Below are 13,599 nucleotides of genomic sequence, written 5' to 3' on the forward strand. Positions count from 1 at the left end.
CGTCATTCGCACCATGCCAGCACCCCTCGGCCACCACCCCGGCGCGGTATGGATCAAGCTCGACTTCCAGTGTCACACGCCGCGGGACCGCGGATGGATTGGCTCCCCGGGATTGGCTGGGGGCACACCCGAGCTTGAAGCCGGACGGCATGCGTGGGCGGACGCCTTCGTCGCGGAGGCGGTCCGCCGGGGCCTCGGGGCCGTGGCTGTCACCGATCATCACGACGTCGCGTTCCTGCCCTACGTCATCGCGGCCGCCGCACGGCTCGGGCCTGACCCCGGGCTCATCGTGTTTCCCGGCATCGAGGTCACGTGCAGCGATAACGTCCAGTGTCTGGCGATCTTCGAGCCTGGTACGGAGCAAGCGGACTGGAGCCGGCTTCTGGCGCGGCTCGACGCCGTGACCGAGACGCCGGCCGAGTCGCCCAAGACCGACCAGATCAGGCACTGCGGCCTTACCGTCGAGGCCCTCTTCGCCGTTGCGGCCGCAGACGCCATGCTCGCCACGCGCATGATGCTGGTGCCACACTTCTCCAACGAGGGGGCGCACAAATCGCTCAACGCCGACGGATTCGGCCCGCGCTTCGCCGCGCTCCCATGCGACGGCGTCTACATCGAATGCCCCCATGCCGATCTCGATCGGGTGACGCTCGAAAAGGCGCAGGGCAAAATCGACGAGTGGGGGCGGCGCCGGCGCGCCGTTCTCGCGACGGGTGACAACCGGAACGCGTCTTGGGAGCGGCTCGGCGCGCACGATTGTTGGGCTCGCCTTGGCGAACCCACGTTGGAGGCGCTGCGCCAGGCGTTCCTGGCGGACGAGGCGCGCATCGCGCATGTGCCGCCACAGCTGCCGGCCAACCGTGTCGTCAAGCTCGCGATCCAGTCCCGCATCACCGGTCCCGCCCCCATGGAGATCCTCATCAATGAGGGCTTCACGGCGCTGATTGGTGGCCGGGGATCGGGCAAGAGCGCCGCGTTGGAGTTCCTGCGCTTCGGGCTCGGCAAGGCCGACGTCGACATCGGTCAGGAGGAGCTTACCGGTCGCAAGGCCCGTGACCGGGAACGGACCCTCATCGAGGAAACGCTCGTCGGCGGCTGGGTCGCCGTGGACCTTGACCGTGGGGGCCTGCTTGAACGGTGGATGCGGACCGGCGACGCGTCGGCGACGATCACCGTAACGACCGCGGCTGGTGACGAGGTTATCACCATTGCGGATGCGCAGCGCCGTTTCCCGGCGCGGGCCTTCCACCAGAAGGAACTGTCGACGACGATGGTCGACCCGGCAGCGGCGGCCGAGAACATCACCGGCATCGCGGCGGCAGAGGTCATAGAGGAGCGCCGGCGCCTCGACCGCGAGATCACCGCGGTCAAGCGCGAGGTGACCTCCGCGCTTCAGGACCTTGCCGCGCATTGGCAAGCGGAGCTTGAGCTGCAGAGGGCGCGTGGGCAGTCCGCAGACGTGCGCCGTCGACTGGAAGCCATCCGGGACCGGATGACCCAGGGTGGCGTCCGGCAGGCCGACCTGGAGATCATCCGCGAGGCGCCGCGCTACGCCCGCGCCCGCAACTACCTTGATGACGTGGAGCGCCGCGTCGTCGCTGACGCCGAACGGATCCGGACCAGCCTGGCGACCGTCCTCCGATTTGACCGTGAACGTCACGCGGAGGCACTGGCCTTCCCACCCATTGCTGAGCTCGACGCTCGTGCAAGCGCCGTCCGTGCCTCCGTCGTCGGTCGTCTCGACGAGGTCCTGCGTGAGCTCGGCGAACTCACGGTTGCCCACGAAGCTGGACAGGCAGCCTTCGAAGCACTGCGCCAGGTCTTCGAGGTCGATTACACGGCCGCGAAGGAGCGGCAGGCGGCGCACGGTGCGCTTATCAAGGAAGCAGAGGCATTGGCCCGGCAAGCGGCCGAGGCCGAGGTTCAAGTCTCGCAGTGCCAGGATCGGTACAACTTGAGTTTGGCCGCCCCGGTGGGGTTACAGGACGCCAGGGCACGCCTTGACGGCCTAATCGAGGGACGGCGTGCCCTTCTCGCACGTGCATCCGAGGAGGTCGCCGTCAAGTCGAATGGGACACTCCTCGCCCGTGTCTCGCGGGATCGGAAGCCCGTCGAGTGCGTCCAATCACTCTGCGCCTGGATGGAAGGATCGATGATCCGTCATTCGGATCGTGGCTGCTCGGAATGGGTCGCTGATACGTGCCGCGACGGAGGGCGAGGATGGCCGGACCTCTGCGATGCGGTCCTGGCCGTATACCGCGCCAAGATCATGGCCGGCAGCCCGCAGGACCCAGGTCCCGACGCGGTCGCCACGCTGAACGGCCTCGTGTTCGGCGGTGCGGGCATCACCGACAACCAGGCCGGGCGGCTGTATGCTCGCCTGACCGACCAGACCGTCGAGGTCATGCTCTCGGCGGTGCCACGAGATTCGATCGCGTTGACGTACGTCAGCGAGGGACAGCGCATCGCCTTTCATAGAGCGTCGCCGGGCCAGCAGGCATCGGCGCTGCTTGAGCTGCTGCTCCGGCAAGAGGCGGGAACGCTCATCGTCGACCAGCCCGAGGACGACCTCGATAACCGCGTGATCATGCGGATCGTCGAGGGGATCCGCACCTCCAAGTCGGCCCGGCAGATCATCTTCGCCACCCACAACGCCAACCTCGTCGTGAACGGCGACGCCGACAAAGTCGTCACTATGGCATCGACCGTCGCGGAGGACCGGGAGCCGGAAGGGACGGTCCGCATACGGGTGGCGATCGATGGCGCGATCGAAACGCCGGCTGTGCGCGGGGAAGTGACGCGCATCATGGAAGGAGGCATGGAAGCCTTCGACCTACGCGCTCGCAAGTACGGGTTCGACGGGATCTAAAAAAATTCTAGACCCAAGCGATGGTATAGGTTGGTAGGGCGGACTTGGAATATAAATGGACGTTGATTCGAAGACCACAGGCGGATCCGTGCAAGCATACGCATCCGATCGCTGACGAACTCAGTCATTGACGCAGCGAATTTGGCCGACGCAGCAATTGTGCAACAGAGCGAACAGACGACATGCCAAGATCGTCACCGCGGACGACCACTACGCGTGAGTATTTTCCGTTCGTACGCTGGCCTGACTTGCTAGACAGTGTAGCCGTCGGCCAAGTGGTCCGAGACCATCCTATTTCGAGAGATAGCGAGCGATGAAAACCAGTTCGTTTCCAAACTCGGCAACTACCTGACGGGCCATCTTCTTTACGTATCGGCAGGAAACGTAGGGTCCCGACCGCCCCCGGGGGAGGGGGGTCCCGGGGGGCAGGCTCCCCTCGTCGAGGCAGGGTCACCCTCCGCCGACGGCGGCCGTCCACTCCACGCGCGCATGCCCTCGACCCCGGCTTCCCTGACCACGGGGCCGACCGTGCCGGGCGAGGCGTGTCCCGATCCAGGTCACGGCGCGCCTGGCTGACGGGCGCGCCGATTCGCGCGCGGGATGGCCCCTGTCGGGGTGGGGCAGCCCCCATCCATGGGGCGCCTCCTAGGGCGGGCAGGCCTCGGTAGTCCCCCGCAAGCCCGGCTGTTTGGTGGTTTCCAGCGACGCGCGTACCTTCATGGCGTCGGCGGGTGTGCTGCCCCGGCGACGACCAGACCCTCGCTGTAGATGACCGCCACCATCCTCCCGTTCCCCGACCGTCTCGCTCTAGCCGAGGCCCATCTCAACCGGCTGCACCCTGTTGGGTCGCCGGGGCTGCTCGCGACTGCGCGACAGTCGGCCGACGGCGTCTGGGACGAGGGCATGATTCCGGCCACGACGCGCGCCATCGCCAGGCAGGTCGCCGAGGCCGAGGTCCAGTACGTCTCGATGAACCGGTTTACCCGGCGCCGGCACAGCTCGCTCGTCAGGTCGATCCGTGCTGGCTTCCTCGACCTCGACTACACGCGGGATGGCCTGCCCCATGCGCACAGGCCGCACGCCGAGGTGGTGTTCCTCGTCCTCGCCGCGCTTGAGTCCGCTGGCATCCCGAAGCCGTCGTGGATCACGTACAGCGGCCGGGGCATCCACATCGTATGGACGTTCGACGGCGTGTCAGGGCAGGCCTTGTGTCGCTGGCAGCGCGCCATGAAGGGCCTGCGCGGCCCCCGGCTCGATGCCGACGGCAACCTACCCAAGCGCAAGGTCGAGCCCCGCGTCCAGGATTTCCAGCAGAGGCTGCTGCCCCTCTGGCAACTGCTGAAGGGCCTCGGCCTTGACCGCGGCTGCTGCGATGCCGCCCGCGTCCTGCGGGTGTGGGGCAGCATCAATCATAAGAGCGGCGAGATGTGCCGGCCGGCGTGGCCCGCCTCGATCGCGGACATCAGCACCGTCCCGTTCGACGCTTGGGCCGACGCGACTTGTCCCTACACCCGGCGCGAGATCGCCGAGATCCGCGACGCCCGAAAGTTCGAGCCGACCCAGGTCAAAACTGACACGGCTGTACCCCGCAGGCCTCGGCCGTTCGCCGCCAACAAGTGGCGCCTGGTCCTCGACGACTTAATGGCTCTCCTCGACCACCGTGGGTTCATCGCTCGCGGCAGGCGCATGCTGTGGGCCGTGTTTGCAGCGACTGCCATGTCCCAGACCGATGGCGGCGACGCTGAGATCTGGGCCGAGCGCATCGCGCCCCTGTGCGGCCTGCCCGAGCGCGAGCTCGTCATGGCGTTCTCCGGTGTCGAGGCGGGCATGCACGCCCATGCCGCCGGCGAGAAGCGGGAGTACGAGGGGAAAGAGAGGCCGGCCTACTACGACTGGTCCTACGCGCGCATGGTCGACGAACTCGGCATTAGCCAGGACGAAGCGGACGCGGCGGCCGTCCTGGTCCTGCGACCCGACGGGTCCAAAGCCGGGCGCTCCGCCGCCGAGCGCCAGCGCGACAGCCGAGATGCCCGCGAACCGGACCGCATGACGCGCGACATCGCCCTGCAGCAGAAGGCGCAGGACGGGATCACCGCGATCGAGGCTCTTGCGTCCGGCCTGACACTGACGCAGATCTGCGCGGGGCTGCGCGCAGCCGGCCGGCCCTCGTCCCTGAACTGGCTGAAGCAGGCCATCTTCTTGGCCGAGGGCGAACTCGTCCGCATCGCCGCCATCGAGGCAGCCTCTATCCCCGCCTCGGCTCCCGTTCCGGCCGAGGACGCCCTCCCGGCCTGTCACGGAAAGTCACGGCGTATAGTGGCCTCTGGCCCGGGAGGCTCCTCCACCTCTGCCGATGCCTCCGGTTCGGTTCCCGAGGGCGAGGTTCGCGTCCGCCGGTACAGCCCACGCTTGGCGGAGTACCGCACGTCGACGGCGCATTGGACGATCCTCCGCATTGGCGAGGGACGGTGGACCGACGAGATCCGAGAGGACCTGCCCCTCGATGCGCCCGACCTGGTCCCGGAGGGTATCGGTCACCGCATCCAGGCGTCGGATGCAGGCCTCATCGACGCCGTCCTGGCCGATCTTGCCCGCGAGGCTGCCAGGGACCGTCGGCGGGGTGGGCGGGCCTCTTCGGGCCGTTCCCGGGCCCGCATTGCCCTGGCTCCGCTAGATCCCGCCCGCGAGGCCGAGGCCTATCTCGACGCATCGGGCGGGAGCACCCGTCACCGGCGTGCCCTTGTCGCTGCCTAGGGTGGACGGTATAACTGGAGTGCCTTCAGCGAGGCGGATGCAGCACATCCGACACGCCCGTCCTGGTCCGCCGGGGCGGGCGTTGTCATGTCGGGCCCATGCGTGGCGCTGAACGGGACACGGGCCCCGTGGCAGCCTCCCCGGCATGGCACGCAAGCGGCAGAACAGCTCCGGCTTTAACCTCGACGGCTTCGACGGCGTCGACCTCGCCGTCGACCTCGGCGAGGCCATCGACCGCTGGAGGGATGAGTTCGTCCGCACCGTCGGCATGACGGACCCGAACCGGGGCATGGCCAGGTCCGCAGGGCGGCTGGCTGGGCGGTCGACGAGGTCGCCAAGACGGCTGTCCAAGGCCGAGCTGAACGCCCTGGAGCGGGGCGAGCGCAACGCCGAGGACGTCTACGCCCAGGTCTTCGTGAAGGCCAAGCAGTCGGCGTACCTGAAGTACCTCTTCGGCACGGAGCCGAACATCCGCCTCCCGGGCGACGTCGGGCTCGCGCAGAACCGGATCCTCATCCCCTGGTGGGACAAGATCACCCGCACCCAGGGCGTCAGGCCCACGAAGGACGGCGGAGTGCCGAGGGCATTCCTGTCCCGGCTGGCACGCGAGGTCTCGGCCGACCGGGCGCCGAAGAAGTCCGGCACGCAGGGCCGCTGGGGCGTGTATTACGGGGCCATCACGATCCATGGGCAGGCCCACGAGGGCTACATCGCCCGGTCGCCGCGGGTGCCCGTGACGGATCAGGACGTCCTCCATCGGGGGCACTCGGCGCTGGACCAGGTCATCCAGACCCGGGGCGGGGACCTCAAGCGCATCGGGCGTCGGCTCAAGGACGTCGATCACCCCCGCGTCCTGTTCCTCGCGGTCGACAAAGCCCGATACAGGCCGATCCTGCAGAAGCCGTGGACGGAGGCCTGCGAGGACGCGGCGGCGCGGATCCCCGAGATCATGGGGCAGCAGCTTAACGAGAACCTGGCGTACATGATGAAGAAGGGCACCTACCTCCGCTGAGCCCCCCCGGCCGGGACCGGGACGCCCACGACATGGGGAACCCGGGCTATCCGAATACCGCGGCCGGGGGGACGCTCGGGGCACAGGAGCGATCCCCGTGCCGCCAGCCCCTACATCCGTCTCAGCCTCCTCCACCTTCGTCAGCCAGCCCCAGTGCGGCAACCCGCGCGGGATCCACGCCCGGGCCACCGACCATGCCGTCAGACGCTTCGCCAAGCGCACCGTCGGCGTCATCGTCGACGAGGGCATGGACGACACCGCGGCGCTGGCCGAGCTCGGCCGCCGCGGCGTGAACGTCCGCTGGGTCCGACAGACCCTCTCAAAGTTCGGTGGCATCGGCGTCGCGAACCAGGCGCAGGCCGTCATCGTCAACGGCTTGAAGCTCGTCATCCGGAGCGGCGCCGTCGTGACGGTGCTGGCGAAGAACCAGATGCGCGAACCTAGGGCCCCGGACGAGGCCCCGGCCCCGACGGCCCGGTGCGTGCTCCACGCGGACTACAGGCCATGACGGACGCTCCCTTCAACTTCGAGGGCTGCGCCGACGCGGCCGCCTGCCGGGACGGGATCCGTCCCCTGCTCGCCACGGGCATGGACTGGAGCGAGGTCCACTGCGGCCGCTGCGGCCAGCGCGGCATCGTCCGCCACGCCGACCTCGACTCGGCCGAGCCCGCCAAGCCCGCGGCCGCTGCGAAGGCGAAGCCCGCCCCGGTCGCCGAGCCCGAGGCACCGGCCGCGGCCCCCGCCGTCGAGTCCGAGGCTAAGCCATGACGTGGGGCCCCTACAACCCGCACCGCATCCCGCACGTGTCGCGCGAGGGCGAGTGGCTCTCGGCCGCGATCCTCGCGGCTTTCGCCACGGCCCTGCTGCTGCCCGGGCCGACCTTCGCCCGGCCGATCTTCGTCAACCTCGCCGCCGTGGCGCCCCAGGGCACCTGGGGCATGGCCCTGATGCTTGTGGCCGTCGTGCGCGACATCGGCCTGTGGGTGAACGGCAACTGGCGGCGCAGCCCGACGCTCCGCTTCGCCGGGGCCGCGGCCGGAGCCCTCATCTGGTTCACGCTCGTTCGGATGTTCTCCGACGACGGGTACCCGGGCCTGAACACGGCCTGCCTCGTCTACGCGGCTCTCGGCACCTTCGACGTCCTCGCCGCCGGACGCTCCCTCCTCGACCAGGGCCGCAACGACCAGCGCGCCGCCATCCACCGCCGGGAGACCGTTTGATGCTGGCCGATGCGTACGCGCTGCTCGTCGCCATCCCTGCCGACGTCCTGAACGCGCTCGGCGTCGTCGCCGGCGGGATCGGCACGGCAGTCTTCCACCTGTGAGGCCGGTTCCGGAAGCTCCCGGCCGCCGCGACCGCGGAGCCACCGCGCGCCGCCCTGTCCGAGACCGACCGCGAGCTCGGCTTCACCTTGGTCCGGACCGGCACCGACCTGACCCGCGCCCTCCACGAGCGCGGCGACCTGCTGCGCGACGCGCTGCCGGCACAGTCCGGCCGCCGGAACCGCCCGAGGACCTGACATGGCCCGCAACACCTTCAACCCGGCGATCGAGTACGTCCTCGCCCACGAGGGCGGGTACGTGAACGACCCGAAGGACAAGGGCGGGCCGACCAATCTCGGCATCACGCAGGCGACCCTCGCCGCGTGGGTCGGTCACGCGGTTTCGGCCGACGATGTCCGTCACCTGACCCGCTGGGACGCCACGGCCATCTACAGGGCCGGGTTCTGGGACCGAATCCGCGGCGACCTGCTGCCGGCCGGGCTCGACTACGCGCTGTTCGATTTCGCGGTGAACTCGGGCGCCGGGCGTGCCGCACGGTTCCTGCAGACGCTCCTCAAGGCCCGCGGGCTGTACGCCGGGGACATCGACGGCGGCATCGGGGCCAAGAGCCTCGACGCGCTGCGCAGTGTGAACGACATCGCCCGCTTGGTCGATGACCTTTCGGCCATGCGCCTGAAGTACCTCCGCACGCTCGACGGCTGGGGCCGGTACGGCAAGGGCTGGTCCCGGCGCGTGGCCGAGGTCCAAGCTGATGGTGATGCTGTGCGAGGCGTTCCGCGCGAACCCCGGCCTCTTCACCGCCGGGTCCCGCCCCGCCAAGGGCGTGGCGTTCTACTCCCGCACCCACGACCTGGACGGCTGGATCGAGCTCGCCGACGGCCGCGTCCTGCCCTGGCTCTACGCCCCCGGCGGCGTCGGGAAGTCCGCCATCGCCAAGGCCAGCCGGTACGTCGATGGCACGCCCGGTGTCGACCGCGCCCTCGTCGTCGGGACGCACGTGCGCGCCGGATTCCTGCTCCCCGACGAGCTGACCTTTATCTGCCTCGCCGTCGACACCGTCGCCCCCGTCACCCCCGTCACCCCCGGTCCGAAGGTCGCCTGACATGAACGCGCTGACCCCTGCCCTGATGGGCGCCCCCGTCGCCACTCCCGCCGTGTCCGAGGCCGATGTCGAGCGCTTCCGGCTTGAGGTCCGGGACGGTGTCCCGCGCCTTGACAGCCGCGTCATCGCCGAGCGGTTCGAGAAGAGGCACTCGGACGTCCTCCGGAGCGTCGACCTGCTCATCCAGCGCCGCCCAAAGCTAGCCCTCCGCAATTTTGCGGAGGGGTCCTACACGACACCGCTGACCGGTCGGCAGCTCCACCGGTGCTACCTTGTCGATCGAGATGGCTTCGCCCTGCTCGTCATGGGCTTCACCGGCGACGCGGCGCTGGCCTGGAAGCTGGACTACTTGGAGGCCTTCAACAGGATGGAGGCGATGATCTGGAGCCGCCAGGCGCCGGCGCTCGACGTCGACGACAACCAGCTCTTACGCCGCATGCTGGTCAGCAAGATCGATGAGGTCGACAGCCTCCGCGCCGTAGCCGAGGCCGAGCGCCGCGCCCGCATCGAGGCCGAGGACATCGCCTCGCTGTCGGATCAGGAAATGTTTGACATGGGGCGCGCGCTCACGGTCGTGACGCACCGCGCGGAGGCCTCGGCCGCCCGCGTCGACTCCCTTCAGCTTAAGGCGCTCGCCTATGACAGGATCTCCGCGGCGCGGACATCGAGGGTCATATCCGAGTACGCCAAGGACATCCGGATGCAGCCCAAGGCGCTGTTCGAGCTGCTCGACAGCTGGGACTGGATTTTCCAGCGCGGGTCCCGCGACGTCGGGTCCCGGAAGGGGCGTTGGGTCGGCGGCTACCGTGGCCTCAGCCGCGGCTACGTGGAGCACGACACGGGCACGGTGAAGACAGCCGCCGGGACCGTCGAATCCCGGCAGGTTATGATCACGGCTGCCGGGCAGAAGGTCATCGAGAACATGCTCGCGCAGGGCCGTCTCAACCTGCGCCGGCCGATCAAGGCCTGAACCACGCTTGGGGGCGGCCCCGCGCCGCCCCCGCCGACCGATGCAGCGAAATGATACCGAAGCGAACTTCGCTTCCTTTGCCCTCGATACCGCCAGCCTCCGCGAGGCCTCCAAGGGCTAGAATCCCACGAACCCGTCGGGCGTAGAGATCCCGACATCGGGCAATTCATGCCGGTCCGGGACAGGCTCGGGCGTGCCGTCATCGGCCTCGGGCTTCGTTGGGATCCGGAGAGGGTCCCGGGTCGCGTAAAACCGCGACTCCGTGCGGATCCAGCCCGGCCCCCTGGCGAGGATCGGGCTCGTCGTCATTGGCCCCGGGGGCAGAAGGGGATGCCCGCTGACGTAGCCGTATAGGCATGGCGTGTCCGTGCCGGGATACGTCGTCTCTACGTAGTCCGAGAGGATCGGCGCTTCGGCGAGCGTGCGCGCGTCCGGCCTCCAGCCCGAGCTGAGCAGGTCGATGTCGCGGCTGGCATCCGCCCGGCGCCGGGCGAGGTCACGAATGGATAGGGGACGCATAAGGATCTCCTGCGCGGATCTTCTGCTCGGGTCCTGAGAGGCACCAGAGGCCTCAATTCGCGTGGCACATGCCGGGATGGGGCACCCGCCGGAACAGCGTGCCGTAGCGGCTGAGCTCGCCGGTTGGCAGGACCTCCAGATCCAGGGCGTATGAGCCGCCCGTGTCGCTTGCGCTGTTCGTAAAACAGGTTGCCCGGATCTTGCCGTCGACCTTGCGCGCATCATGGCAATCCATCCCATCGATCGCGAGGTCGCGCGGGCCTGGGCCGACGAAAATCGGCCCGTAGCCCTCGCCGACCGGGCAGAACATCCCGGGGGCGGGGAGCGGGCCAGAGGAGGCGATGGCGACGGCGAGGGCGAGGATACGCATCACTGGATCTCCGAACAGGGGGACAGGCACCACGCGCGGCCGTCCTGATCGAACCAGGCGGCGGCCGCGGCGGTGAGGATGGTGCCGTCCGGGAGGCGGAAGCCCGGGCGGTCGAGTCGGTACGTGAATGGGATGGCCGCAGACGGTCGGGGCACGCCGACGAGTGGGATGCCTCGGGCCCAGGCGTGGACGTCCCGGGCTCCGGTCCGGAGGCAGTGCAGGCGGGCCGCCTCCGAGGCACGGACCGTCACGCCCGCGAGGGCAATTTCCGCGACGTGGTCGACGACTCGACCGCCCTCGCGGACTGACCAGCAGCGGCGACGAAGGTTGCGATAGACATCAGCCACCCTTCTTCGACTTGTTCTTGGCCGCCTTGCGCTCGGCCTCGCGTACTTCATGGCAGGCGTCGCACAGAATGATGTGCCACCCCCCGGGGCGGTGGAGCCCGGGCGCACCGCAATGCTCGCAGACCACGACAGAGAGCGTCTCCAGCGCAGAGCGGATCAAATCAAGCATTTCGCCGTCGACATGGTTCTTGCCGCTCATGTACCAGCGCAAGGATGCGAACTTGCTCTTGAGCTGCAATGTCACGATGCCGTTCAGGACACCGTGAAACCGCATGGTAGATGCGCCGGCGCAGGCAAGTTCTTGCCACGGCACACCGACTTCGACGGTGCCTGGCGGGAATAGCTCACCGAATTCCACCCACATGTGCTCGCACATGCCAGCGTGATCTTCGGATGCGAGGCCGCCCCCGGGGAGGTACCTGTCCGATCGAATCGCCACGTACCGCTCGGCGATCTGCGCGACGAGGTCCATGTGCTGCTTCGTGTAGGCCCCGGCCGGGCCCCCATACGTCTGGCCGTCGTCCCCTGTGTCGCCCGGCATGGGCACCGTCAGCCCTGTGCATGAGAGCCGAATGAAGGTCTGGCCCTCCAGGCTGGGGTTCTGCACGATGCGCAGCGCTGGCTGAGTGCCGTAGCGCCGTTCCAGGTAGCCGCGCAGTTCGCGCGCGGCCCGACGGGCGCGGTGATCCATTTCGGCCTCCTCAGTGCGCGAAGCGGCGATTGGAACGGAGCGCGACAAGGTGCTCGATGGCGCGGCGGAGGGGTCGGATCGAGCCGCCGCGCCATGACGCGAGGGAGTTGATCTCAGCCTCGTCCAGGTCTCCAAGCCATCGTCCATCGGCCATTTCCTGGCGCATCTTGTCCATGACGCCGCGGGCGACAACCGGAAGGTCTTGGCGACGTGGGCCGGGGATCTCGACGACCATAAAGCGGTCGAGCAGGGCACCCCTAAGCTGGCTCACGTCGTTCGCGGTCGCGATCAGGCTCACTCCACTGATGTCAACCTGACCATCAAGCCCCAAATCGAAGAAACGACGCCGGGCAGAAAGTTCGCCCACAGCGACGATGGCCTCCCTGAGGGATCCATTGTGCCCACCGGTTGCACCTGACTTGTCGAGCTCATCAAGGACGATGACGCCGTCAGCGCTCTCGTTGTCCACGAGAAGCTGCGTGAAGACCGAGTAACGAGCTGAGGACCATTGCTTGCTGGTGCCCTGGATACTTGAGTCCGCGATCCCGGCGCAACCATAGACCATATTGGGCAGGCGAAGACCTTCGGCGAGGTCGCAGGCTAGCTCGGTCTTGCCAGTGCCAGGTGGACCGACAAACAGCATGTTAGGAACAGCTGCGGTCTCGCGTCCGGCGAGCGTGCCCATGATCCGAGAGATCTGAGGCACGAGCCAGGGCCGCCGCGCGACCAAGCGCTCGCCGAGCGCGGCGAGGTCCGGCATCGGGTGAAGGGGGAGGCCCTTGCCGATGAGCGGCTTCGCGGCGCCGGTCGGCTTCTTCGATTCGAGCGCCTGGGGCAGCACGACCCGTGTGGGATGCCGGGCGTCCGCAAACCCAAGCGCGGGGCCGTCATTTGGATCGGGGATGACCCGAGCGTCCGCGTACTTGTCCTCAAGGGGCCCGGCCGCACGGAGCAGCTCCTCCGGCGGGGCGGCCACGCTGGCGATCATCTCCAGGACGCGGCGTGCCGTTGAGCGCGTCAGCTGCCACGATGGAACCAGCTCCAGGTTGATCGGCGGGACGACGTCACGCTGGCAGAGCGCAACGCACTGGAGCATCGTGACGACGATCTCGCGTACCGCGACGGGATCGCTCTGCGCCACGTGGGCGTAGCTCTGCAGTGTGTCGCTTAGCAGAGCGACAGCCCGTCCTGCTGCCTGCGGGTCGCCAAGCATGGCGCCGTAGAGCGTCGCCCGATCTGCGATCTCGCCACACATATCCTCGACGGCGATGTTCGGATTGAACGTCGCGCCTTCCTGTAGCGCAAGGGCCTCGACTTCTTCAGCATAACGGGGGCAGGCCTCGGATCCGAGCAGCTCCAGGGCGTCCTTGAGCGCGTCGGACAGCTGCTGGCCAGTGGGTGACCTCAGCAGGTCTGAGGTCCAGCGTCGGGCGTCTTCCGTCACCGTCCCGTCTGCGGGCATCGCGCCGGCGAACAGCTGTCCCAGCGTAGGGAAGCCATTCGACGCGTAGACGATGTCGCGCCGGTAGTGCTCCTCGCTATCCTTGAATGCGGCCTGTCGGGCAGCACGCCGGGCGAGGCGCTGATAGTCGTCTGAAGTCGTCACGGGGAGGCTCGCTGGAAACGGGGGGCACGCGCAGGCGGGCGCCGAGCAGGGCTCAGGCGGGGCGGCGGGCTATCCG

12 protein-coding genes and 1 pseudogene are annotated in these 13,599 nt (G+C 68.5%); 9 read left to right on the forward strand and 4 right to left on the reverse strand.

All coding sequences use genetic code 11. The annotated features are described in order from the left end of the window. Positions 1 to 13: 13 nt before the first annotated feature. The 9 genes and pseudogenes from ACTJK8_RS00110 to ACTJK8_RS00150 all read left to right on the forward strand — a co-directional run bounded on the left by ACTJK8_RS00110 (position 14) and on the right by ACTJK8_RS00150 (position 9,990). Positions 14 to 2,869 carry a TrlF family AAA-like ATPase gene (locus tag ACTJK8_RS00110; RefSeq protein ID WP_440761327.1) on the forward strand — a complete coding sequence of 952 codons (2,856 nt, stop codon included), beginning with the start codon at positions 14 to 16 and terminating at the stop codon, positions 2,867 to 2,869. Positions 2,870 to 3,637: 768 nt separating this feature from the next. After that, on the forward strand, positions 3,638 to 5,623 hold the full coding sequence (locus ACTJK8_RS00115) for a hypothetical protein (RefSeq protein ID WP_440761328.1): 1,986 nt from the start codon (positions 3,638 to 3,640) through the stop codon (positions 5,621 to 5,623). 145 nt (positions 5,624 to 5,768) lie between these two features. Continuing rightward, positions 5,769 to 6,635: a hypothetical protein gene (locus ACTJK8_RS00120; RefSeq protein ID WP_440761329.1), complete on the forward strand. Its 867-nt coding sequence runs from the start codon at positions 5,769 to 5,771 to the stop codon at positions 6,633 to 6,635. 97 nt (positions 6,636 to 6,732) lie between these two features. After that, on the forward strand, positions 6,733 to 7,143 hold the full coding sequence (locus ACTJK8_RS00125) for a hypothetical protein (protein WP_440761330.1): 411 nt from the start codon (positions 6,733 to 6,735) through the stop codon (positions 7,141 to 7,143). Beyond that, positions 7,140 to 7,403 carry a hypothetical protein gene (locus tag ACTJK8_RS00130; protein ID WP_440761331.1) on the forward strand — a complete coding sequence of 88 codons (264 nt, stop codon included), beginning with the start codon at positions 7,140 to 7,142 and terminating at the stop codon, positions 7,401 to 7,403. The genes ACTJK8_RS00125 and ACTJK8_RS00130 overlap by 4 nt, the downstream gene beginning before the upstream one ends. After that, the gene (locus ACTJK8_RS00135) at positions 7,400 to 7,855 is read left to right on the forward strand and encodes a hypothetical protein (protein WP_440761332.1); all 456 of its coding nucleotides are present in this window, start codon (positions 7,400 to 7,402) and stop codon (positions 7,853 to 7,855) included. Before ACTJK8_RS00130 ends, ACTJK8_RS00135 begins: the two co-directional genes overlap by 4 nt. Positions 7,856 to 8,155: 300 nt before the next feature. Then, positions 8,156 to 8,425, forward strand: a pseudogene (locus ACTJK8_RS00140) (glycoside hydrolase family 108 protein); the annotation flags it as partial. A 244-nt stretch (positions 8,426 to 8,669) separates the two neighbouring features. Next, entirely contained in the window at positions 8,670 to 9,020 is a 351-nt protein-coding gene (locus tag ACTJK8_RS00145; RefSeq protein ID WP_440761471.1) for a hypothetical protein, read from the forward strand. A 1-nt stretch (position 9,021) separates the two neighbouring features. Continuing rightward, positions 9,022 to 9,990 (forward strand): Rha family transcriptional regulator, encoded by a 969-nt coding sequence (locus ACTJK8_RS00150; RefSeq protein WP_440761333.1) that lies wholly within the window; start codon positions 9,022 to 9,024, stop codon positions 9,988 to 9,990. 117 nt (positions 9,991 to 10,107) lie between these two features. Here ACTJK8_RS00150 and ACTJK8_RS00155 read toward each other — a convergent pair whose 3' ends face one another. The 4 genes from ACTJK8_RS00155 to ACTJK8_RS00170 all read right to left on the reverse strand — a co-directional run bounded on the left by ACTJK8_RS00155 (position 10,108) and on the right by ACTJK8_RS00170 (position 13,523). Beyond that, complete coding sequence (locus tag ACTJK8_RS00155) at positions 10,108 to 10,509, reverse strand: DUF6634 family protein (protein WP_440761334.1); 402 nt, start codon at positions 10,507 to 10,509, stop codon at positions 10,108 to 10,110. Positions 10,510 to 10,561: 52 nt separating this feature from the next. Next, a complete protein-coding gene (locus ACTJK8_RS00160; RefSeq protein WP_440761335.1) occupies positions 10,562 to 10,879 on the reverse strand; it encodes a hypothetical protein in 318 nt (105 codons plus the stop codon). Between the two features lie 339 nt (positions 10,880 to 11,218). Next, positions 11,219 to 11,917 (reverse strand): hypothetical protein, encoded by a 699-nt coding sequence (locus ACTJK8_RS00165; protein WP_440761336.1) that lies wholly within the window; start codon positions 11,915 to 11,917, stop codon positions 11,219 to 11,221. A 10-nt stretch (positions 11,918 to 11,927) separates the two neighbouring features. After that, positions 11,928 to 13,523, reverse strand: a complete 1,596-nt coding sequence (locus ACTJK8_RS00170; RefSeq protein ID WP_440761337.1) for an AAA family ATPase — start codon at positions 13,521 to 13,523, stop codon at positions 11,928 to 11,930. Positions 13,524 to 13,599: the final 76 nt, after the last annotated feature.

It is taken from the genome of Methylobacterium sp. 22177 (assembly GCF_052045615.1).
Classification (GTDB): Bacteria; Pseudomonadota; Alphaproteobacteria; order Rhizobiales; family Beijerinckiaceae; genus Methylobacterium; species Methylobacterium radiotolerans.

Bases quoted from the DNA above. Each gene is read 5' to 3' on its own strand.
- ACTJK8_RS00120 (WP_440761329.1), top strand. From the start codon at position 5,769: ATGGCACGCAAGCGGCAGAACAGCTCCGGCTTTAACCTCGACGGCTTC.
- ACTJK8_RS00110 (WP_440761327.1), top strand. From the start codon at position 14: ATGCCAGCACCCCTCGGCCACCACCCCGGCGCGGTATGGATCAAGCTC.
- ACTJK8_RS00145 (WP_440761471.1), top strand. From the start codon at position 8,670: ATGGTGATGCTGTGCGAGGCGTTCCGCGCGAACCCCGGCCTCTTCACC.
- ACTJK8_RS00115 (WP_440761328.1), top strand. From the start codon at position 3,638: ATGACCGCCACCATCCTCCCGTTCCCCGACCGTCTCGCTCTAGCCGAG.
- ACTJK8_RS00150 (WP_440761333.1), top strand. From the start codon at position 9,022: ATGAACGCGCTGACCCCTGCCCTGATGGGCGCCCCCGTCGCCACTCCC.
- ACTJK8_RS00155 (WP_440761334.1), bottom strand. From the start codon at position 10,509: ATGCGTCCCCTATCCATTCGTGACCTCGCCCGGCGCCGGGCGGATGCC.
- ACTJK8_RS00130 (WP_440761331.1), top strand. From the start codon at position 7,140: ATGACGGACGCTCCCTTCAACTTCGAGGGCTGCGCCGACGCGGCCGCC.
- ACTJK8_RS00135 (WP_440761332.1), top strand. From the start codon at position 7,400: ATGACGTGGGGCCCCTACAACCCGCACCGCATCCCGCACGTGTCGCGC.
- ACTJK8_RS00165 (WP_440761336.1), bottom strand. From the start codon at position 11,917: ATGGATCACCGCGCCCGTCGGGCCGCGCGCGAACTGCGCGGCTACCTG.
- ACTJK8_RS00160 (WP_440761335.1), bottom strand. From the start codon at position 10,879: ATGCGTATCCTCGCCCTCGCCGTCGCCATCGCCTCCTCTGGCCCGCTC.